The following is a 21,172-nucleotide window of genomic DNA, read 5'->3' as shown; positions in this document are numbered from 1 at the left end:
GATCAGACTGCACCAGCGGATTCGTTGCGCGGCGCGGCGGCATCGTGCCACTCGTCGCCCTGCAGTTCCGCGGTGGAGAAGGCGAGCATCGCGTCGTAGTGGCGGTCGCGGTCATTGTCGAACAACCGGCTCGCGATTCCGCGTGCGAGACGCTGCGCACCGTCGCTGATTGCGGGGATGTCGCCGGACAGCTTGCCGTGACTGAGGCTCGCCGCGTGGTTGAAGCAGTGAATGCGCGCGAGCGCGGGGCACGCGCCCGGTTCGCGCTCCTGGAACACGAATGCGGGGCCGAGGTCGGGCGACTCGGCTAACTCTGCGATATAGGCGTCCGGTGGCACGTCAAAACGGTCCTTCCAGCGCCGCACGTGTTTTGCAAACGACGCGAATTCGGGCCGCGCGGACAGGTCCGAATGAAAGCCCGTCGCGAAGATCAGGAAGTCGATCGTATGACTGCCGCGCGGCGTGACCGCGTGTACGCCGTCCGCGTGTTCGGCAAGCGAGACGATCGGGCTGCCCGAGTGAAAGCGCGCGGTGTCGTGGCGCGATACGCGCAACACGCTATCGCGCGGCGGCGGTGTTTGCGACGTGAGCGCGTAGTGCATGAAGCGCCACTTCGTCGCGTCGTCGAGATCGGCGAATCCGTGCACGAGCCCCGGACTACCGATGCCGGTCAGCTTGTTGATGCGCGGAATGTCCGCGCGGCGAATAAACATGTCGACGCTCGCGGCACCTGCTTCGAGCGCGGTGCCCGCATTGTCGAATGCCGACGCGCCCGCGCCGACTACGCCGACGCGCAAGCCGCGCAGCGCCGCGAAATCGATAGCTGCGGACGAATGCGCCCAGCGGTGCTGCGGAATCTGCTGGGCAATCTCCGGCACGAACGGGCCACCGAGTCCGTCGCGACCGGTGGCGAGCACCACGTGTCGCGCGACGAGCGTTTCATAGGTCGCGTGTGGGTCGGCTGCATCGCCACTGCGCAACTCCAGCGCAAGCAAACCGTCGTCGCGCGGACGCAGCGCGACCACCGCGGTCTCGTTGCGCACCGGCAGATCGAGCACCTGCCGGTACCAGCGCAGATACTCCATCCATTGCGGGCGCGGAATCTTGTACAACGCATCCCATGCAGCGCGACCGAACTGCGCTTCGTACCATGCGCGAAACGTCAACGCGGGCAGACGCAACGCCGGCCCGGTGAGCTGCTTCGGCGAACGCAGCGTTTCCATCCGCGCATACGTGATCCACGGCCCTTCCTGGCCGGCCGGCGCGCGGTCGATCACGAGATGGTTGTGCATGCCGAGCCAGCGCAGTTCCGCCGAGGCCGCGAGCCCGGCCATACCACCGCCGATAATCGCGACGTCGAGCACGCGTGTGCCGTCCGCGAACCGCGGCGGCACCCAGGCGGGCGGCGGCAGTTCGAGCCAGGCGAGGTCTTCGCGTAGACGCGCTTCGAGTGCGGCAAGCGGTGTGGCAAGCGCGCTCATGTGGCGGCCCCGCGGGACGCGGGATGTTTGCGACGGTCGCGGCTGCGAGGGTTGTCATGCGTGCTACGCGCACCAGAGGCCATGTGCCGCTCCGGCTGCAGCAGCGCGTCGTGCGCGGATGCATCGTGCAGCACCACGCCATCGAGCAGTTCGCGAGTGCTTGTCGCGAGCGCGGCGAGCAACGCATCGACGGGCGGCCGGCGCAGTTTGCCGGCCGGTGTCACGACACCGAAGCAGAACGGAATCGTCGCATCGAGCGGCCGTGCGACCACCCCGTCGAGCGCGAGCGCAAGGCCGCTCGCCGGATCGACGATCGCGACGCCCACACCCGCACGAGCCGCTGCCACTGCGTTCAGCGATGCGTTGGTTTCGAGGAATATGTTGGCGGTGATCTTCTCGGCGGCGAAAGCGGCATCGATCCGGTGACGCAACCGGTGCCGGTTCGCGACCGTGACGATGCGCCGGTCCGCGAGATCGCGCAACGCGACAGACGGCTGCGCGGCGAGCGGATCGCCATTGCGCAATACCACGACGCACGGCGCCTCGGCGATCCAGTGGACGTCGAGGCCCGCATGCGCCATCGGCAGTGTGACGAGGCCGATGTCGGCGGTACGCATCAGCACTTCGCTGACGACATGCTCGGCAGACTGGCTGCGCAACTGGAACTGCGGCGCCTGCGCGAGCGGCGGCACGGCGGCAATCGCGTGCGGCACGATGGCCGCGGCGAGCGACGGCGTGGCCGCGATGCGCACCGGGTCCGCGGCATCCGCGCCGATTGCGCGGGCCCGCTCTTCGATCGCCTTCAATCCGACCAGCGAACGCTCGACCTCGTCATACAGCAGAAACGCACGATGCGTCGGCGTGACACGCGGCCCGTTGCGGTCGAACAGCGCATAGCCGAGATCGGCCTCCAGTTCCTGGATCTGCCGCGTGACCGCCGGTTGCGAACGCGCGAGCAGACGGCCGGCGCCGGTGATGCTGCCGGCGGACATGACGGCCGAAAACGCCTCGAGGTGATGCAGCTCCATAACCCGTCCTGGTTATTCGATTTTCGAATTGTAGGTTGCCATGAATAGCAGATTCATATAATGATTTTCGATATCGACAGCGGAAATCATGCAAAGCGGATGGAATGGGAAGCGGTTTGGAGCACATCGGCAAGCCGCAGGATGCTCCACCCGGAAGTAGGGATTGCATGTAAATCAACAGGTTAGGGTGACTTCGCGCGGAGATGGAGACGGATCGGGCGGTACCAGGCCAGCACGGCGTCAGGCGACTGCGGCAGCGAGCTATATGGATATATGCAAATGTTCGTTGGCCGGTCTGTTTTCACCGTGATTTGATGGCCTCACTTTTTTGAGCATGGGCGAGGACAGCATGAACAGACGGACAAGCGAACCTACATCCACGCTGCGCGGCGCATGGCGGCGACTAGTGCGTGCGGCACCTGTCGCGCTCACCGCATGGAGTCTCGCGATCGCTGCGACACCGGCGCCGGCAGCCACGGCAGGCGTTTCCGGCGATCCTTATCTGGTCGGCGTGAGTGGCCCGCTGACCGGCCAGGACGCGCAATACGGCGAGCAATGGAAGCGCGGCTTCGACCTCGCGCTCGAACAGATCAACGGTAGCGGCGGCATCAAGGGCCGGCCGCTCGCCTACGACTTCGAAGACTCTCGCAGCGACCCGCGCCAGGCCGTGGCGATCGCGCAGAAGTTCGTCGGCGATCCGCGCATCCTTCTGGAACTCGGCGACTTTTCGAGCGCGACATCGATGGCCGCTTCGCCGATCTATCAGCGCGGTCAGCTCGTCCAGTTCGGTTTCACGAACTCGCATCCCGACTTCACGAAGGGCGGCGACTATATGTGGAGCACGGCATTGAGCCAGGCGGAAGAGCAACCGATCCTTGCTCGCTACGCAGCAAAGGAACTCGGCTTCAAGCGCATTGCGGTGCTGTACCTGAACACCGACTGGGGCCGCACGAGCAAGGACATCTTCGCGAAAGCCGCGACCGCGGACGGCGCGCAGGTCGTCGCCGCCGAAGGCTATCAGCCGACCGACAAGGACTTCCGCGCAACGCTCGTGCGCATCGGCGCGTCGAAGCCGGATTCGCTGGTGCTGATCTCGTACTACGCGGACGGCGCGCAGATCGTGCGTCAGGCGCGCGCTTCGGGACTCACGCAACCCATCGCCGCGGTGGGCTCGGTGTATTCGCCGAAGTTCATCGAACTCGGCGGTCAGGCAGTGGACGGCGTCTTCACGGAATCGAACTTCTTCCCCGGCGACACGCACCCGGAGGTGCAAGCCTTCGTGCAGCACTATCGCGCGAAGTATCACGCCGAGCCCGACACGTTTGCCGCGCGCTCTTACGACGCGATGATTCTCGCCGCCGAAACGCTGCGCCGCTATGGCACGACGCGCGACGCGGTGCACGGCGGCTTCGCGCAGATCCACGACGTGCCAAGCGTGATTTTCGGCACCATGCGCTTCGATCCGCAAACGCGTCGTGTGGCCGGTGCACGCTCGGTTTACCTGGTTGTGAAGAACGGTCAGTTCGCGCTGTGGGACGGTGCGAGGCCCCAGCTCGCCGCGCGCTGAACGCGGTCCCGACACAACGGATGAATGGCGATGGCAGCATGGCTTGAATACACGATCAACGGGCTGATTGTCGGCAACATCTATGCGTTGCTCGCGGTCGGACTCGCGCTGATTTTCGGCGTCTCGCATCTGATCAATTTCGCGCATGGCTCGGTGTATATGGTCGGCGGTTTTATCGGCTGGCTGTGTCTCACGCGGTTTGGACTGCCGTTGCCGCTCGCGCTTGCCGCGGTGATCGCGGGTTGCGGGCTGCTCGGCATCGCTATCGAGCGCATTGGTCTGCGGCCGCTGCAAGGCGCTGCGCGCATTGCACCGCTGCTGGCGACGATCGGTATCAGCTTCGTGCTCGACCAGTGTGCGCAACTGATCTTCGGCGCCGACCCGCGGCCCGTGCCGGCGCCGCTGCCGGACTGGCATCTGCATGTGGGCGGTGCGACGCTCGGTGCGCTTGATCTGTTGATCGCCGGCATCGGTCTCGCCGCGGCTGCCGTGCTGTACGTGTTCCTGCGCTTCACGCGGCTTGGTTGGGCCGTACGCGCAACCGCTCAGGACCGCGATGCCGCACAGCAGATGGGCGTGAACGTGAACGGCGTGAACCAGGCGGTGTTCGCGATTGCGTGTGCGCTGGGTGGCGTGAGCGGCTTGCTCGTCGGCATGTACTACAACAGCATTGATCCGTCGATGGGTTTTCAGGCGACGCTGAAGGGCGTCGTCGCGCTGCTGATCGGCGGCCTTGGGAACGTGCCTGGCGCGATTGCGGGCAGCCTGCTGCTGGGGCTCGTCGAGAGTTATGGCGTGGCAATCTTCGGCACCAGTTATCGCGATCTGTTTGCGTTCGTGCTGCTGCTCGTGTTTCTTGCATGGCGACCGAACGGACTTTTCAGCAACAGCCGTCGCATGCCGTCGGAACCGATGACCGGTACGTTTCTCGCGGCGGCACGCGCGGTGCGTGTGCCGCCGCTGGCGGTCGTGGCGCTCGTTGCCGTTGCGGCCGTGTTGCCGTTCGTCGCGGCGTCGTCCTATCTGTTGCAGACGCTGACCAATGCGTGGCTCTACGCGATGCTTGCGCTGAGTCTCACGCTGGTGGCGGGTACCGTCGGGCAGATTTCGCTGGGACATGCTGCGCTGCTCGTGATCGGCGCGTATGCGTCGGCGTTGCTCTCGACGGACTTCGGCTGGTCGCCGGCCGTGACGATTCCATGCGCGGGGTTGATCACGGCCGCGCTCGGCACGTTGCTCGTCTTTCCGGCGTTCCGGCTTCGCGGACACTACGTATCGATCGCGACGCTCGGCATCGGCGAAGTGGTGAGCCTCGTGATCCTGAACTGGGAGAGCCTGACGCGCGGGCCACTTGGCATCACCGGTATCGCGCCGCTGCCGTTCGTGACGAGCGCGCGGGCCATCTACTGGTTCACACTTGCGGTGCTGGTCGCCCTCGGCCTGCTACAGGTGCGGCTGTTGCGCTCGCACCTGGGCCGCACGTTGCGCGCGATCCGCGAGGACGAAGTGGCGGCGCGGGCGCACGGCATCCGGCCGAACCGCTATAAGGCGATGGCGTTTGCGTTCGGCGGTGTTGCGGCGGGGATCAGCGGTGGTATCTCGGCGCATTTGTACAGCTATATCAACCATCAGACGTTCGATTCGCAGGTGTCGATCCTCGCCCTGACGATGGTGATACTCGGTGGCCTTGGCAACGTGCTTGGTGGCGTGGTCGGTGCGCTCGCGCTGATTGGCTTGCCCGAGCTGTTCCGCTGGGCGGCCGATTACCGGATGTTGATCTACGGGCTCGTGCTGTTGCTGCTGGTGCGTTTCAGGCCGCAGGGCCTGCTTGGAACCGTATGACGACGACTGCGATGACCTCGATGCTTCTCGAAGTGCGTGACATCACGCGTCGTTTTGGCGGGCTCACTGCGGTCGACGCCGTGAGTCTCGCGATCGCACCCGGCGAACTGGTTAGCGTGATTGGACCGAACGGCGCAGGCAAGTCGACGCTGTTCAATCTGATCACCGGCCTCGATACGCCGGATGCAGGGCGCGTGACGTTCGACGGACGCGACATTACCGGCACGCGTCCCGAGCGGCTTGCCGCGCTCGGTGTCGCACGAACGTTTCAGCACGGGCGCGTATTCGGCAACCTGAGCGTGCTCGATAACGTGCTGGTCGGCGCGCATGCGCGACTGCGCGCGACGCGGCCCGGCTGGCCCGTGTTCGGCGCAGTGCGCGAAGTGCTGTCCGCGCTCGTGGGGTCTCCTGCGTTGCGTCGTGAGGACACAGCGCTGCGGGCCGAGGCGCGCGAAATCATCGCCGGTTTCGGCGAGCGGTTGTTGCCGCGCATCGATCATCCGACGCACAGCCTGTCGTATGCGAACCGCCGGCGTGTCGAGATTGCTCGCGCACTAGCATTGCATCCGCGCATCCTGTTGCTCGACGAACCGACCGCCGGCATGAACGAAACCGAAACCGCCGAAATGCTGGTACTGATCCAGCAATTGAAAGCGCGCGGACTGACGATCCTGCTGATCGAACACAAGCTCGACCTCGTGATGCGCCTGTCGGATCGCGTGATCGTGCTCGACAACGGCACGAAGATCGCCGAGGGATTGCCGCGCGACGTGCGCAATCATCCGCGCGTGATTGAAGCCTACCTGGGTCATCGTAACGTTGGCGGGGCGCAGGCCGTTGCCGCGACGGCGGCGTGAGTGCCGTCGTTTTGTCTCTGGTCACTCCCCGTATATTTGTACGCACATCATGAGCGATCCGCTGCTGAAACTGGAACACATCGAGACGTTCTACGGCCCGGTCCAGGTCCATTTCGACGTGAATGTCGAGGTCGGTCGCGGGCAGATTGTTAGCTTGCTCGGCGGCAATGCGAGCGGCAAATCGACGACGATGAAGATCATCCTTGGGCTGCACCGTCCGCGTAAGGGCGACGTGTGGTTCGAAGGGGAACGTGTGACCGCGCTGCCGACGCCGCAGCTCGTGCGTCGCGGCATCGGCTCGGTGCCCGAGGCGCGGCGGCTGTTCGGCGACATGACGGTGCGTGAGAACGTGCTGATGGGTGCGTACACGCGGCGCGACCGTGCGGCTATCGCGGACGACTACGAACGCGTGCTCGATCTGTTTCCGCGTGTGCGAGAGCGGCTTGCGCAGCAGGCCGGCACGTTATCGGGTGGGGAGCAGCAGATGCTCGCCATGGCGCGCGCGCTGATGGGGCGCCCGAAGCTGATCTGCATGGATGAGCCGACCATGGGCCTGTCGCCGCTCTATGTCGAGAAGGTGCTTGAGCTGATTCAGACGATCAACCGCGATGGGGTGACGTTTTTTATGGTCGAGCAGAACGCTAGTCTTGCGCTTGAGATCGCGCATTACGGCTATGTGTTGCAGACCGGACGTGTGGTACTCGAAGGAGCCGCCGACGTGCTGCTCGGCGACGAGCGGATTCGCGATGCGTATCTGGGTGGTGAGCCGGCGGCGTTGTCTTGAATGACACGTAAGGTGCAACGCGCCTTGCTCTTACACAACGAACCGCCGCTCCAGCCACCGCGTCGCCCGCGAAACCGGATAACACCACGCAAAAAATATCGCGAGCGTTGCGACATAAGTGAGCACTGTGAAGCTCGACCGCGCAACGGTACTGCTCGCAATCTGCGCCGTATCGAGCAGATCATGAATACCGACCAGCGATGAAAGCGCCGTACCCATCGTGATGATCGCGTAGACGTTCATCCACGGTGGCAGCATGCGTCGCACGCATTGCGGCACGACGACGAGCCGCAAAATCTGCGCACGCGACAGCGCGAGCGATTCCGCCGCATCCCATTGCGTAGTCGGAATCGACGCAACCGCGCCGCGGAAAACCTCGGCGACGTTCGCGCTTGCCGGCAATGCGAGCGCCAGCGTCACCTTGAGCCAGTCGGGAAACGGCACCGTATGGCCGAACAATGAGAATTCGAACGGAAACACATAGGTCGTGAAGTAGATCAGCACGAGCCACGGTGCATTGCGAAACGCCTGCACCAATAAGCGCGCAAGCCGGCCCGCCAAACCTTGCGTCAGCGCGAGCGCGCCGACTGCAAAGCCGACCGCTGAACCGATCGCGATCGCCCCAAGACTGATCGCGACGTTCATCGCAAAGCCGCGCGCGAGCGCGGGCGCCCATTCGACCAGATGCACCAGCGTCTCATTGCGCCAGCCACCGTGTGCCAGTTCGATTTCCAGCGCGATGCCAAGTGCCGCGAGCACGGCGAACACGATGGGGGCTGCCCCATAGCGCCCCGGCGCACCGATGAGAGGCGTTCTAGTGGCCATAGCCAGGCACCCACAAGCGGCGTTCGAGCCAGCGTCCCGCGCGGCTCACGAGCCACGTCAGTGCGCCGAAGAACAACAGGATCACGATCATCAACGCGAGCACGTTGTCGCGCTGCGTCCAGATCATGATCGATTGATACGTGATGTCACCGACCGCAATGGCGGAAGCGAGCGACGATGCCTTGACGAGTTCGACCATGTTGTTGACGAGCGCGGGCAACGCGGTGCGGATGGCGAGCGGGAGCTCGACGCGCCGCAGTCTCACCCAGCGGCTCAATCCCAACGATTCGGCGCCTTCTAGCGTCTGCGCAGGTACCGCATCGAAACCGGCGCGCAGCGCTTCCGCATGAAACGCGCCCTTGTGCAGCGACAGTACGAAAACGACCCAGAAAAACGGCTTGAAAGGATTGTCGAGATTCTGTTGATGCAGCCATTGCGACAGCAACATGTTCAGCACGAGGAACGCGCAGTAAAGCTGCACGATGGTCGGCGTATTGCGCGCGAGTTCGACGAATGCGCGTGTCGTGCCGGCTACCGCGCGATTGCGCGACCGCAACAGGAGCAGCAACACGAACCCGGCAACGACGCTGCCCGCGAGTGTCGACACGACGATCTCAAGGCTCGTCAGCATGCCGGTCAGGAACGGCGTGCGATCGTAGGCGTCGAGCAGGAAGCGATAGTCGAGACCGACTCGTGCGAGTGCATCGAGCGCGGTGCTGATCGCGTTCGTCGAGCTCATTGGACAGTCGGTAACTGCCGGTGCCATTCGGCAAGCGCAGGCGAGGGCGGAGTCAGGCCGTTCTTCGCCTCGTCCTCGATCAGCCAGCCGCTGCGATGCCAGTCCTTCACGATCGCATCGAGCTTCGCGACCGTGTCCTTTTCACCCTTGCGTACCCAGATCACCGAAGGCGCGGGTTCGAGTTCGGGTTGTAGCGTCCGGTAATCGCGCCATTCGGGATCGCGTTGTTGCAACGGATAAAGCAGCGGTGCGGCGTCGTGCACGGCAGCGACGCAACTACCGCCGCGCAGTGCGAGCAGCGATTGCGATGAGCCCTGGAACGCGCGCGGGACGGCACCGTAGCGCTCGACGAGCGGCCGGATATAGCTGCTGCCCTGCGAGATGCAAACGGGCTTACCGCGCAGATCTTCCCAACGTTCGATGCCGCTCGTTTTCAAGGTAATCGCAGTGCCGCCGACGCGGTAGTAGGGCGTCGGCACGTAGTCGAGCAGTTCGCCGCGCTGCGCGTTGTATTCCATGTTCGCGATCAGGATGTCGACCTTGCCTTGCTGCAGGAACTGCACTCGGGTGGATGGCTGCACGGAAACCAGTGTGACCTTCACGCCGAGCCGGCGACCGATATCGTTGGCTAGATCGACGTTGACACCACGCGGCTGCTGCGTCTGCGGATCGAGCGAACCGAACGGGCTACCGCCGATCAGTACGCCGACCGCAATCTCGTGGCGCGACGCGATCCGGTCGAGCGTCGCATCGGCGTGTGCGACGCCGGACATAAAGAGCGCGGCCGACGCGAGTATTGCAGCGCGGTACAAAGGACGAAAGATGTGGGTGCAACGCGAGAGCGGATGAGTCATGGCAAATGTCGTATCGATTGATGCGCAGTCTCGCACTTTAGGCAAAGCGCGCAGCACCGCAAACCAAGCGAATCTGCTAAGCAAAGCAGCGTGACGAAGGAGCGTCGCGATCCGCTGCTGCAATGCACGGTCCGACGCGCGGATAGCAGATCGCTGCATAACGTTCCGACGATTCGTTGGTTACGTTGCGACGTGTGGGTTTCTAGAATGGGCTGTTCGCTTGACTCGTCGCGGCTCACGTTCAAGCGGTACTCATTCACGCAGTCAGCCATTCTGGAGCACACGTCTGATGAAACTGCTTTTTTCCCCGCGCGACACACGGTCGTTTCGCTTGCTGTGCTTCCTGTCGCGGGTGAACGCATGAGTCGCGCGGCGCTCGATGTATCGAACGTGCTGGGTGTAGATGGGCTCATTGCGCGCGAAGCGCTGGGTACTGCGCGTCATAACGTGCATGAGTTTCAGGCTGCAACCGCGCCCATTCTGGACGTAGCACCTTCGAACGCGCTCCTCTCGCTGCGCAATGTGCATCTCTCGTACGGCGCAACGCCCGTGCTGAACGGTATCGATCTGTCGGTGCGGCGCGGTCACGCGGTGTCGATCATCGGGCCGTCGGGATCGGGTAAATCGACGATCCTGCGTTGTATCAATGGGCTGTTGACGCCACAGTACGGTGACATCTACGTCGACGGTATCGACGTTCGCGTGCAAACCACCGACGCGCAGAAGATCGCGCTACGCAAGCGGATCGGTTTCGTGTTCCAGCAATACAACCTGTTTCCACACCTGAACGTACTCGACAACCTGACGCTGGCACCGACCAGTGTGCTCGGTCGTAGTCGCGCCGAAGCCGAACACGATGCCCACGCGCTGCTCGCAAAAGTGCGGCTCGCCGACAAGGCGCGTGCCTATCCCGGCGCGCTGTCCGGCGGCCAGCAGCAGCGTGTCGCGATCGCGCGTGCGCTGGCCATGCGGCCCGACCTGATCCTGTTCGACGAAGTGACCTCGGCGCTCGATCCGGAGACTGTCGGCGAAGTGCTCAATGTGATCGGCGAACTGGCGGACGAAGGGCAGACCTGCGTACTCGTCACGCACGAAATGCGCTTTGCCGAAGACGTCAGCGACGAAGTGTTTTTCACGGAAGGCGGTGTGATCCTCGAACACGGGCCCGCACGCGAGGTGTTCAGCGATCCCGCTAACGAACGCACGCGGCTCTTCCTGCAACGCGCGCGCGGCGAAGACCGGCACAGCGTGCGGCGTCGCGCGGCAGGTTGAAGTTCCGGCCGCTATTCGACTACTCACTCATTTGAATTCCCATGTCCACCACCGATACCTCCACCTCTACCGATATCGCCGAAGCCCGCCGTGACGCAGTGACCGAACTGCTCGCGCAAGCGCGCCGCATTGTCGACGGACTCGGCGTGACCCGCGCCGCGCTCGATGCGATCAGCGACCGTCTGCTCGAACTCGCGATGCACGCCGATCTGTTTCCCGCCGCCGATTTTCCGCCTCCCGCCGGCGACAGTGGCAATACCTCGACGCGCTATCGTCTGAATCCCGGCAAGGACGGTTTTGCGCTGTATGTGAACTCGCTGCTGCCAGGCAAAACGACGATTCCGCACAACCACGATACGTGGGCCGTGATCGCGGCAATCGACGGCGCCGAGCTGAATCGTCTCTATCGTCGCACCGACGACCGCACCGACCCCGAACGCGCGACGCTCGAACTCGACCGCGAACTGGTCGTACGTCCCGGTGTACCGGTGGCATTCCTGCCCGACGACATTCACAGCATCCACGTCGAAGGTACGACACCGACGCTGCATTTGCACCTGTACGGCCGGCCGCTCGAAACATTGACGGGGCGTCTCGGATTCGAACCGGACACGGGCCGTGTGGTGCGTTACAACGCGACGCATATGCAGCGTTCGACGCAGGCGGTCGGCTGATGACAGCACAACCGGACCGCATCGAAACACGGTTGTTACATGCGGGTTCACCGCCGTTCGAAGCCGGTCTCGCACCAGTGAACGTGCCGGTGGTTAGAACCAGTACGGTACGTTTCGAGCGTCACGCAGATCGCGAAGGCGCTGCGCAGCGTCGCCGCGATGGCGAGCCCGTTGCCACGTACGGTCGTCACGGCATGTCGACGCATCGCGCGCTCGAGGCGGCGCTCGCGGAACTGGAACAGGCAAACGAAGTGCTGCTCGCACCGTCTGGCCTCGCAGCGATCTCGCTCGTGTTTCTTGCGCTGCTGTCGCCCGGTGACCACGTGCTGGTGCAGGACAGCGTGTACGGCCCGGTACGCGAGAAGATCGAACCGCTGCTGTCGCGTCTGCAGGTGTCGTTCGATTACTTCGATGCATCGCAGGGTCCGCTGCCCGCGCAACTGCGTGACAACACGCGGCTCATCTACGTGGAGTCGCCGGGATCGTATCTCTACCAGGTCGTCGATCTGCCGGCGCTCGCGCGTTTCGCGCAAGAACGCGGCGTGCTGCTCGCAGCCGACAACACCTGGAGCGCGGGACTGCTGCATCGACCTCTGACGCTCGGTGCCGATGTGTCGATCCAGGCGACGACGAAATACGCGGGCGGTCACTCCGATCTGATGCAGGGCGCCGTGGCGATACGCGACGCTGCGCTTGCGCGGCGACTGCGCGATACGCACGATGCCCTTGGTTTAAGCGTCAGCGCCGACGATGCGTACCTCGCGCTGCGCGGCATCCGCACGCTGCCGGTGCGTCTTGCGCAGCATGCGCACAATGCGCTTGCGGTGGCCGGCTATCTGGCCGCAGAGCCGGCCGTCGCGCGCGTCTTTCATCCAGCATGGTCCGGCGACCCCGGGCATGCGTTATGGCAGCGCGATTTCAGTGGCTCGAACGGGCTCGTGTCGTTTGCGCTGCGCGGCGACCGGGCGCAGGCGGTTGCTTTTGTCGACGCGCTGCGACTGTTCTCGATCGGCGCATCGTGGGGCGGCTACGAAAGCCTCGCGCTGATCGCCCAGGTGTCGCGTTTGCGCGAACAGCACTACTGGCGCGGTGCGGAACCGGTTGTTCGACTGCACATCGGCCTCGAATCGTCTGACGATCTGATCGCCGACCTCGCTCAGGCGTTCCGTCGCGTGCTGCGCTAACGCGGTACGACGTCTCTTCTTTCGATCCTGTTTGATCCTCCCTTTCAGCGCACGACATGACGACCGAATTCTCTACCGCAGCGACTAGCGTTGACTTCAGAACCATTTCCGCGGGGACGGCGCGCGCGTGGTTGAACGACGCGGCCGAAGTTGCGTTCTTCGATGTGCGCGAAGCCGGGCAGTTCGGCGAAGCGCATCCATTCTTCGCGGTGCCGCTGCCGTATAGCCGGCTCGAGCTCGATGCGCCGCGTCTTGCGCCGCGGCGCACGGTGCGCGTGGTGCTGATCGACGGTGGTGAGCCTGACGCGCTCGCTGAGCGCGCCGCGCGACGACTCGTGGCGCTGGGCTATACGAATGTGTCGGTGGTCGAGGGCGGTACCGCCGGTTGGCAAGCTGCGGGCTATACGCTGTTCAAAGGCATCAACGTACCTTCGAAAACCTTCGGCGAACTGGTCGAGCATGCGTATGCGACGCCGCATCTGTCGGCGGATGAGCTCGCGCGCTGGCAGCGCGAAGGGCGCGCGTTCGCGTTGCTCGACGGCCGCACGCTCGAAGAACATACGAAGATGACGATTCCAGGTGCACTCAGTTGCCCGAACGGCGAATTGCCGCTGCGCATCGATGCCTTCGTGAACGATGCGACAACGCCGATCGTGATTCATTGCGCGGGGCGCACACGCAGCATCATCGGTGCAGAGGTACTGCGCAGTTTCGGCGTGACGAATCCGGTCATTGCACTCGAAAACGGTACCCAGGGCTGGGCGCTGGCAGGCCATGCGCTGGAGCACGGCAGCGTGCGGCACGAGGTCGTGACGAACCCGGTGCACGCATCGGCGGTTGGGCGCGAGCGTGCAGCCGCGCTGGCGCGGCGCTTTGCGATTCCCGCGCTCGACGTGCGCACGGCGCAGGCATGGCTCGACGATCCGACGCGCACGACCTACGCAATCGATGTACGTACCGCGAAGGAGTTCGCGCATGACGGTCTACGCGGTACGGTCCATGCACCAGGTGGTCAGCTCCTGCAAGCTACCGATCAGACCATCGGCGTACGCGGCGCACGCGTGCTGCTGATCGACCACGACGGCGTACGCGCGCAGGTGATCGCGACATGGTTGTGGCAACTCGGTATCGATGCCGCGTTGATCGATTCGCGCGATGCCGCCGTGCTGAACTTCGGCGCTGAGGACGGCGCGCACGTTGCGGCGGTGCCGAAACTCGAATCGCTGGACGGTGACGCTTTGCGCCGCCTCGTTGCAGACGATGGAAAACCGCCGCTCTATCTGCTCGATTTACGCAGCAGCGCTGCGTATCGTCGCGAGCACGCAAGGGGCGCGCACTGGACCATTCGGCCGCAACTGCCGCAAGCGCTCGCCTCGATCGGTGCGAATGCACGCGATACGTTCCTGTTGTTCGCCGACACACCCGCAGTGGCGGAACTCGCCGCGCTAGACCTGAGAGAAGCGGGGTACACGGTGCTTGCCGTGGCGGCGGATGGCATCGATGCGTGGCGCGATGCGGGGCTGCCGCTCGAAGCGTCGCCGGATCGTCCGGCCGACGACGCGCGGATCGACTATCTGTTCTTCGTGCACGATCGGCACGAGGGCAATCTCGATGCGGCGCGTGCGTATCTCGCGTGGGAAACCGGCCTGATTGCGCAGTGTGCGCCGGATGAACTCGCGGCGTTCCGGATCGACCCGCGCGCGGGCGAGAAGACAAGTGCACCGGACCCATCGAACGTGGCGCGCCCGTCGTGGCCGGGCGGTGGAGCGGGGACACGCGATTCGCGCGTCCGCGATTCTGCTACGCGGCCGGTACTGCGCGAGCGTCTGCGGATTCCGTGATTCGCGTCGCGGTATACGACACGACCCCACCGTTTCCCTGCGGCCAATCTCGATGCGTCGTTGTATGAGCACCGGGTGTGGCGCGGGGGGCGGGTGGGCGTAGCTTGAGCGGGTCGCCCCTTGCATTTTCCAAAAAATTACCTATAAACTAAAGATTATTGATCTTTATTTTGAGTTTATAGTGAAAATTGCCCAACGTCTGGACCTGCTGCCTTTCGAGGTCGAGGAAGCCGTAGTTGCGATCGGCAGGAAAATCCAGCTCGCGCGCCGTGCTCGCGGCTGGACGCAGAGTGATCTTGCCGCAAAGATGGGCGTGGGCATCAATATGGTCGTCAACCTCGAAAAGGGATCGCCATCTGTGGCCTTTGGCCAGGTCGCGACGGCGTTGTGGACGCTCGATAGTCTCGACCCGCTCCGGGAGGCCGCCCGCACCGATCAGGACCCGGTAATCCAGCAGGAAGCACTGAGTCGATTGACACGATCGAAGCGAGGTTCCCGTGGCTGATCAAGTGCGACCGGTGTGGGTCTGGCTGCCGGGGCACGTCGCGCCTGTGCGATGCGGCACATTCGAATGGTCACCGGGCCTCGGTCGTTTCTCGTACAGCGAGGACTACAGGAAGCATGACGGCGCGCTTCCGCTCGACCCGATCAATCTCCCGTTTACGCGCTCACAGAAGCCGGACACGACGACCAGTATGAACGGCGTCTTCGGCGTGCTGCGCGACGCAGCCCCTGAAGGCTTCGGCCTGGACATGTTGCTCGCCAGACACGCAAAGGAAACGCTCGACGAGGTCGAGCGGATGGATCTCGCGCCCGGTGATGGCGTTGGCGCGATCGAGGTTTGTGAGGATGGGCAGATCGAGCGAAAGGTGGCCTTCGTGCCGCCGACCGAAGATGACCTGAAAATCATTCTTGCCGAGACCGAAGAGGGCTATTCGCCGCGGCGTGTGGTGCGGCGGCTGTCGGGTGTGGACGGCAGCACGAGTCTTGGCGGAGAGAAGCCCAAACTAACGGTCTCCCGCGAGGTCGACGGCGCCACGGAGTGGTGGATCGCCAAACTTCAGGAGCGCGAAGGGGCGCCACATCTTCCGGCGCGCGAGTACGTCGCGATGACGCTGGCCGCTCGATGCGGCATTGACGTAGCCGCAGTCCGTTACGAGCGCGTTGGTCCGCATGAAGTTGTCCTCGTAAGACGCTTTGATCGCAAGGTTACGGACGCTGGGGTGGAAAGGACTCTGTTCGCGAGCGCTGCGACCGTGCTTCGGCTGCGAGGTGATTCAACGCCTGAAGATCCGGACCGCTCTTACGTCAAGCTGGCTTACGAGCTGCGGCGCTGGTGCGGCGATCGCACTCAGGGATACGTCGAGCAGCAGCGCGAACTCTGGCGCCGGATGACCTTCAATGCGCTCGTCGGCAACTACGACGATCATCCGCGTAACCACGGGCTGCTCTGCCGGGCCGGTACGTGGACGCTTTCACCGGCCTACGATGTTGTTGCGATTCCCCGCCGTCGGGAGGTGCAGGCAATGGCTGTGAATCGTGCGGGCACACGCCTCGCGACGCCCGAGTCGCTTGTGAAGGATGCTGCGTCGTTTTCCTACGGGGTCGTCGAAGCGTGGGACGTCCTGCGTGGGATGGCTGCGACCGTGCACACCTCGTGGCAGCAGCTCTTTCTTGACGTGGGAATGGATGAAGCCACTCTCGAATCACAGCGGCCGGCATTCCAGCTTGCCGAACAGATCGTTACTGGAGAGTTGTCGTTGGACCCGTCTCAGTTCGAGCGTCCGCGTCGCGCGCGTGCAGCACGCTCTGTTGCAGCGCGCTCCACGGACAAGGCATAAGAACGCCACGAGATCACTGTTAGAGGCTCCAGGCGGGGCGAGCCCTGACGCAGTAACAGCAGCGCATCGCAGCCCGGGACGATACATAACCCGCTACTAAAGATCCGGATTCTGCTGCGTCGCACACGCCCGCAACGACGCCGCAATAGCAGGCTGTTTGATCTTGTCGAAGGTATCCGCCATCTGTGCCTGCGCAACCGGATCGCCTTCGCGAGCAGCGCGCCAGCGCAACGATTCGATCATATTGAGCGTGCCGTCGCTGGGTGTTTCACCATCGTAGCCCGACGTGGCCTGCAGTATGTCGGCGAGTTTGTTGTATCCAGCCGGCACATGATGCACGAGCAGCCACGCGACAATCGGTGCCGCGCCCTCCCAGTTTTCATCCTCGAGCGAGTTGTTCACGAGTCGCGCCGCCGCCCGCCAGTAACCGAGCGAGGCTGCTTTCGCGTAGGCCTTATCCGCATCGGGGCCGTGAGTCCCGGGCGCGGCGTTAAACGCGGCAACCGCGGCTGGGGAAGGTGGAGGAATTTGCAGCCTGGTGCAGCTAAATGCCTTGGGCGCATTTTCCGGCAGGTTGGCCCAGTGTTCCTGGTCCTTTAACGCACGATCGAGCGTTGGTTTGACGTCGCTCTCTTTCAACGTCGCAAATACCCAGTCGGTGCGGATGTGCTGGTTCTTCTGCCAGTCGCTTTCGTCGGCACGGGCGTTCTGCGTAACGACAAACATCGGTATCACAACGAGGCAGCAGATCAGGCGACTAATCCATGATCTGGTCACGGGTGTTTTCGTGGACATTTTTCGATCACCGATGTGGGTGGTTAGAGATATGGAAGGACTAAAGACATGGTTCTCCCTCAAACCGCGGAAAAACCTGCCCCTCTTCGTTGTGCGTGGCCACCGCGTATGCGGTGAAACGTTCCTTGCTGTCGAGCATCATCGCAAGAATGGTTTTTTGCTTTGTCACGTTGGAATCGCCGAAAACTTCGATGCCACACTGAATGGCGCGAACGACCTCCGAAGTGGCTTTTCGGGCACCGTCTACCGTGCCGCCGTTTACTAATAGTGCCCCGTACGCGGTGGCGAATTGAATCATCGCGGCATGCTGTCGAGGCTCTGGATACGTCTTGTCGATATATTCGTCGATGTCGTCGCGAACAGAATTTTTGTTTGAATCCAACCCGATCAACTGAGTCGAATTGCTGTCGGGAGAGGTACTTACTCTGAGATATCCGGACTTGTTCGATTTATGCGCAGGCTGAAAATTGTTGGCGATCTGTGTTGCCAACTGGTTTTCGTTTTTCTTAGACCAGTGTGAATCATGGCTAGCCGAAACCACGCCGGTAAGGTAAATGGCAACTCCGATTGATACGATCCCGATGCTGCCCGCAACCCGAATGGTCTTTATCTGCATTTCGCACCCCGGTGATTTTTAATTTTGTCTATTTATCGGCGCAATTCTTCCGAGGAAATGTAGTCCACTGGAAAGTAGAGTGTCAAGTCTGCTTTGGAAGGGTGATTGCGGATAATCGATCTGGCTGAAACGCCAGAAAAGCGACTGTCGGAGCCATTCTTGCAAGCCGGTTGAACTGGCGTTTTGTCGATATGGACCCGTGCTTTTTATCATCGCTGGGAAACATCGCCGATCTCATCGAGCGCAGTTCCAGCTTCACCCAAACGCGACATACCCCGCCACCAGAATCATGGAAACACCAAACACCCACCCTTGAACCCGCAGCGCACGCGCCGATCTGAACCGGCGAAGAATCAGCTGACCGCCGTATATCCACGGAAAGTGGCACACAACACACACCAAAAGAAACGCCACTGTAAATTGACCGACCTGCGTCAGAAGCGATTTCGCGGGATCCAGAAACTGCGAAAACATGACAAGAATCATCGAATGAATCTTGGGATTGAGCATGACGGATAGAAAGCCGTCCTTGGTGTGCAAGCGCGAACTGTCCGTATCGTCACGATCGTCAGATTTAACGGTAGAGCGAAAAAATCCCCACGCGAGATACAGCAGATAAGCGGTGCCAGCCCACTTTAGCGCTACCTGTATCTCCGGGTGACCATGCAACGCATTACCCAGCCCCATTCCATAAACCACACACAGCACGACATTTGCGATCTCGAAGCCAACCCAGAACGGCAACGAGCCGGCCACACCGTAGCGGCCACCGGTAGTCGCAAGAACGGTGTTACCAGGGCCCGGACTCACGACCATCGGCACGGTATAGCCAAGAAACAGAACCCAGATGCTCCATGCAATCATCGATCGGCCTCGTATCAGTCAGCACCCGGAAAATGCAGCTCCGCCCGGTGAATGCACGATTAGAGGCGCCTTCCGCGTTGATCACAAACGGGTTATCTTCATGCTCTCGATAAGCCAAAGTAATCGACCGATCCATGCGACGCCTGCCGCCACTCGGTGCGCTGCGCGCCTTCGAGGCCGCGGCCAAGCACCTGAGCTTCACCCGTGCCGCTGCCGAACTGTGCGTGACGCAGGCGGCTATCAGTCATCAAATCCGTCAACTGGAGGACTGGTTGGGCGTCCCTCTGTTCGAGCGTCGAGGGCATGCGTTGAAGCTCACGACAAAGGGCGAGGCCTATCTTCCGGAACTGGCCGGCGCGCTCGATCGCATCGCGGCGGCCACGCTGCGTGTCATGGAGCCGGACAGGCGACCGTTACACATCACGGTGCTGCCGTCGTTTGCTTCGCGATGGCTGGTTCCGCGTCTCGAAGGATTTCGCGCGTTACATCCGGATATCGACGTGCGCGTCGATAGCTCGGCGGATGTCTGGGCGTTTGCCAGCGAGCGCTTCGATCTCGGCATTCGTTCGGGACTCGGGAAATGGACGGGCCTGAAGGCCGACCTGATCGCTCACGAAACACTGAGCCCGGTTTGCTCGCCAACGCTTGCCGATGGGCCGCCACCCATTCGCGTTCCCGCCGATTTGCGCCACGCGCGTTTGCTGCACGACACACCACGACAAGGATGGCGACGCTGGTGTGAAGCAGCAGCGATAGAGGGACTGGATGTGAGTACCGGCGCGTCGTTCAACGATGCGAGTCTCTCGTTGCAAGCGGCAGCGGACGGCCAGGGCGTCGCGCTGGGCCGCCTCGTGCTGGCGGCCGACGATCTGCGCAAAGGCCGGCTCGTACAGCCATTCGACATCGCGATCCCCAACGACTATAGCTACTGGCTCGTCTATCCGGCCGCGGCGCTAGATCGCCCTGGCGTCGCGGCTTTCCGGACCTGGTTGCTGTCGGAGGCAAAGCGGCTCAACAAGCCGGCATCGATCGGCTAGGTCATCGCCCAACCGGCTCAACCACCGCGTGATTCAAGGCCGCGTTGATATCGTGTTCCCATTCGGAACGCGGATGCTCGTAGACCAGTTCAATCTCGTTGCCGTCCCAATCGTGCAAATGCGCGCTATGCGTCGCGCCGCGCACCACCTGGCGAAACGGAACAACGCCGCGGCTCACGAGGAATTCAATCTGCCGCTTCCACGACTCGCGCGAGGGGTACGTGATCGCGAAGTGATGCAGAACCTGCGGGCGAAGCGGAACGTCGGGCAGTGAGGGCGCCTCGATCAAACCGACGTCGTGATGGCGTAGCTTGCCTTCCGACACACCGCTGTAAAACCGCATGCGACCAGAAGGCTTGCCGTCAGGTGCGGTTTTTTGCCACGAGCCGGTGCAGCAAAAGCCGAGGTAGTTGGTCCAGAAGTCGTGAGCACGATCGAGATCGCGAACGTTCAGGACGAGGTGATTGAGGCCACTGGGGGTTTCAGGCCGAAGCGTCATAAACATCTCCACGTAGGGAGCGCTTTGGCTGCGGCATGGATGCCATCCAACGTCGAGCCAAAGCGCAAGGCGCGAAGGCCGGGACACGATGACCGGGCATTCGCTGTTGCGCGTTGATTGACGTTGAACGCTTACGGTTACCGTCGAACGGTAACAGCTTCGTTTATATCACGGCTGTTCGATTTTCGCCAGGTTCGGCTTTTTGCCGTGCCGCGTGAAAATAACCGGCGTTAATCCGGTTAATCGACCTGGCGACGATTAATTGCTGTGGCAAGACATGTCAAGCTACTAATTCTCAACAATTCTTTTAAATTTCCTTCCGCAGTGGAAATTTCTTGAAAGCAAGTTGACAACGGATCGTTTGCCAAATTAATCTTGCTCCCATCGCCGACCGTTCAACCTTTCTGAATTCCGCTCCTGGAGCGGGCTCCGACCGTTCGAACCGGCCGCGATCGTCACGAAGGCCAGGCCACGATAAAACGGCTCCCTTCAATATGAATTTCTAACCAGGAAATGCACATGCGAGAAATCAGCTAATTGCGCTGAGGGTAACGCACGTCTGTTTGTCGAGA

At 62.6% G+C, this 21,172-nt stretch carries 20 protein-coding genes; 11 read left to right on the top strand and 9 right to left on the bottom strand.

Going from position 1 to position 21,172, the window contains the following annotated elements; genetic code table 11:
* Nucleotides 1–2: 2 nt before the first annotated feature.
* Nucleotides 3–1,481, bottom strand: coding sequence for an NAD(P)-binding domain-containing protein (locus tag FNZ07_RS12290; RefSeq protein WP_091006660.1), 1,479 nt, complete (start codon nucleotides 1,479–1,481; stop codon nucleotides 3–5).
* Nucleotides 1,478–2,509, bottom strand: a complete 1,032-nt coding sequence (locus FNZ07_RS12285; RefSeq protein WP_091006658.1) for a LysR family transcriptional regulator — start codon at nucleotides 2,507–2,509, stop codon at nucleotides 1,478–1,480. Before FNZ07_RS12285 ends, FNZ07_RS12290 begins: the two co-directional genes overlap by 4 nt.
* A gap of 349 nt (nucleotides 2,510–2,858) precedes the next feature.
* On the opposite strand from FNZ07_RS12285, the gene FNZ07_RS12280 reads away from it, so the two are divergent.
* From FNZ07_RS12280 to FNZ07_RS12265, 4 genes are read left to right on the top strand one after another with little or no spacing between them, the layout of a single operon-like run.
* Nucleotides 2,859–4,076, top strand: a complete 1,218-nt coding sequence (locus FNZ07_RS12280) for an ABC transporter substrate-binding protein (protein WP_091008727.1) — start codon at nucleotides 2,859–2,861, stop codon at nucleotides 4,074–4,076.
* Between the two features lie 30 nt (nucleotides 4,077–4,106).
* The gene (locus FNZ07_RS12275) at nucleotides 4,107–5,918 is read left to right on the top strand and encodes an ABC transporter permease (RefSeq protein WP_091006656.1); all 1,812 of its coding nucleotides are present in this window, start codon (nucleotides 4,107–4,109) and stop codon (nucleotides 5,916–5,918) included.
* Entirely contained in the window at nucleotides 5,915–6,775 is an 861-nt protein-coding gene (locus tag FNZ07_RS12270) for an ABC transporter ATP-binding protein (protein ID WP_091006655.1), read from the top strand. Before FNZ07_RS12275 ends, FNZ07_RS12270 begins: the two co-directional genes overlap by 4 nt.
* 49 nt (nucleotides 6,776–6,824) lie before the next feature.
* Nucleotides 6,825–7,559 (top strand): ABC transporter ATP-binding protein, encoded by a 735-nt coding sequence (locus FNZ07_RS12265; RefSeq protein ID WP_091006653.1) that lies wholly within the window; start codon nucleotides 6,825–6,827, stop codon nucleotides 7,557–7,559.
* A 30-nt stretch (nucleotides 7,560–7,589) separates the two neighbouring features.
* Here the strand turns inward: FNZ07_RS12265 and FNZ07_RS12260 are convergent, their stop codons facing one another.
* The 3 genes from FNZ07_RS12260 to FNZ07_RS12250 are packed head-to-tail and all read right to left on the bottom strand — an operon-like array spanning nucleotide 7,590 to nucleotide 9,977.
* Nucleotides 7,590–8,384, bottom strand: a complete 795-nt coding sequence (locus FNZ07_RS12260; RefSeq protein ID WP_091006651.1) for an amino acid ABC transporter permease — start codon at nucleotides 8,382–8,384, stop codon at nucleotides 7,590–7,592.
* The gene (locus tag FNZ07_RS12255) at nucleotides 8,374–9,123 is read right to left on the bottom strand and encodes an amino acid ABC transporter permease (protein WP_091006649.1); all 750 of its coding nucleotides are present in this window, start codon (nucleotides 9,121–9,123) and stop codon (nucleotides 8,374–8,376) included. The genes FNZ07_RS12260 and FNZ07_RS12255 overlap by 11 nt, the downstream gene beginning before the upstream one ends.
* Nucleotides 9,120–9,977: a transporter substrate-binding domain-containing protein gene (locus FNZ07_RS12250; RefSeq protein WP_091008724.1), complete on the bottom strand. Its 858-nt coding sequence runs from the start codon at nucleotides 9,975–9,977 to the stop codon at nucleotides 9,120–9,122. The genes FNZ07_RS12255 and FNZ07_RS12250 overlap by 4 nt, the downstream gene beginning before the upstream one ends.
* A 360-nt stretch (nucleotides 9,978–10,337) precedes the next feature.
* Here FNZ07_RS12250 and FNZ07_RS12245 point away from each other — a divergent pair, with 360 nt between their 5' ends.
* From FNZ07_RS12245 to FNZ07_RS12220, 6 genes are all read left to right on the top strand, one after another.
* The gene (locus FNZ07_RS12245; RefSeq protein WP_091008721.1) at nucleotides 10,338–11,249 is read left to right on the top strand and encodes an amino acid ABC transporter ATP-binding protein; all 912 of its coding nucleotides are present in this window, start codon (nucleotides 10,338–10,340) and stop codon (nucleotides 11,247–11,249) included.
* A gap of 41 nt (nucleotides 11,250–11,290) precedes the next feature.
* On the top strand, nucleotides 11,291–11,923 hold the full coding sequence (locus FNZ07_RS12240; RefSeq protein WP_091006648.1) for a cysteine dioxygenase family protein: 633 nt from the start codon (nucleotides 11,291–11,293) through the stop codon (nucleotides 11,921–11,923).
* Nucleotides 11,923–13,107, top strand: a complete 1,185-nt coding sequence (gene metC / locus FNZ07_RS12235; protein WP_091006647.1) for a cystathionine beta-lyase — start codon at nucleotides 11,923–11,925, stop codon at nucleotides 13,105–13,107. Before FNZ07_RS12240 ends, metC begins: the two co-directional genes overlap by 1 nt.
* 56 nt (nucleotides 13,108–13,163) lie before the next feature.
* Nucleotides 13,164–14,948 (top strand): rhodanese-like domain-containing protein, encoded by a 1,785-nt coding sequence (locus FNZ07_RS12230; protein ID WP_091006645.1) that lies wholly within the window; start codon nucleotides 13,164–13,166, stop codon nucleotides 14,946–14,948.
* A 181-nt stretch (nucleotides 14,949–15,129) separates the two neighbouring features.
* Nucleotides 15,130–15,453 (top strand): helix-turn-helix domain-containing protein, encoded by a 324-nt coding sequence (locus FNZ07_RS12225; RefSeq protein ID WP_245811301.1) that lies wholly within the window; start codon nucleotides 15,130–15,132, stop codon nucleotides 15,451–15,453.
* A complete protein-coding gene (locus tag FNZ07_RS12220; protein ID WP_091006642.1) occupies nucleotides 15,446–16,789 on the top strand; it encodes a type II toxin-antitoxin system HipA family toxin in 1,344 nt (447 codons plus the stop codon). Before FNZ07_RS12225 ends, FNZ07_RS12220 begins: the two co-directional genes overlap by 8 nt.
* Before the next feature lie 96 nt (nucleotides 16,790–16,885).
* Here the strand turns inward: FNZ07_RS12220 and FNZ07_RS12215 are convergent, their stop codons facing one another.
* From FNZ07_RS12215 to FNZ07_RS12205, 3 genes are all read right to left on the bottom strand, one after another.
* On the bottom strand, nucleotides 16,886–17,566 hold the full coding sequence (locus FNZ07_RS12215; protein WP_245811300.1) for a hypothetical protein: 681 nt from the start codon (nucleotides 17,564–17,566) through the stop codon (nucleotides 16,886–16,888).
* Nucleotides 17,567–17,624: 58 nt separating this feature from the next.
* Nucleotides 17,625–18,200, bottom strand: coding sequence for a hypothetical protein (locus FNZ07_RS12210; RefSeq protein ID WP_091006641.1), 576 nt, complete (start codon nucleotides 18,198–18,200; stop codon nucleotides 17,625–17,627).
* A 255-nt stretch (nucleotides 18,201–18,455) separates the two neighbouring features.
* On the bottom strand, nucleotides 18,456–19,064 hold the full coding sequence (locus tag FNZ07_RS12205) for a LysE family translocator (protein ID WP_091006639.1): 609 nt from the start codon (nucleotides 19,062–19,064) through the stop codon (nucleotides 18,456–18,458).
* A gap of 134 nt (nucleotides 19,065–19,198) precedes the next feature.
* On the opposite strand from FNZ07_RS12205, the gene FNZ07_RS12200 reads away from it, so the two are divergent.
* A complete protein-coding gene (locus tag FNZ07_RS12200) occupies nucleotides 19,199–20,101 on the top strand; it encodes a transcriptional regulator GcvA (protein WP_091006637.1) in 903 nt (300 codons plus the stop codon).
* Between the two features lies 1 nt (nucleotide 20,102).
* Here the strand turns inward: FNZ07_RS12200 and FNZ07_RS12195 are convergent, their stop codons facing one another.
* Nucleotides 20,103–20,600: a VOC family protein gene (locus FNZ07_RS12195; protein ID WP_170275728.1), complete on the bottom strand. Its 498-nt coding sequence runs from the start codon at nucleotides 20,598–20,600 to the stop codon at nucleotides 20,103–20,105.
* Between the last annotated feature and the right edge of the window lie 572 nt (nucleotides 20,601–21,172).

Origin of the sequence: Paraburkholderia megapolitana, assembly GCF_007556815.1 — a bacterium.
In the GTDB taxonomy this organism is placed as follows: domain Bacteria; phylum Pseudomonadota; class Gammaproteobacteria; order Burkholderiales; family Burkholderiaceae; genus Paraburkholderia; species Paraburkholderia megapolitana.
Note: the sequence above shows the minus strand (reverse complement) of the source record. Positions and strands in the feature narration are given on the sequence as shown.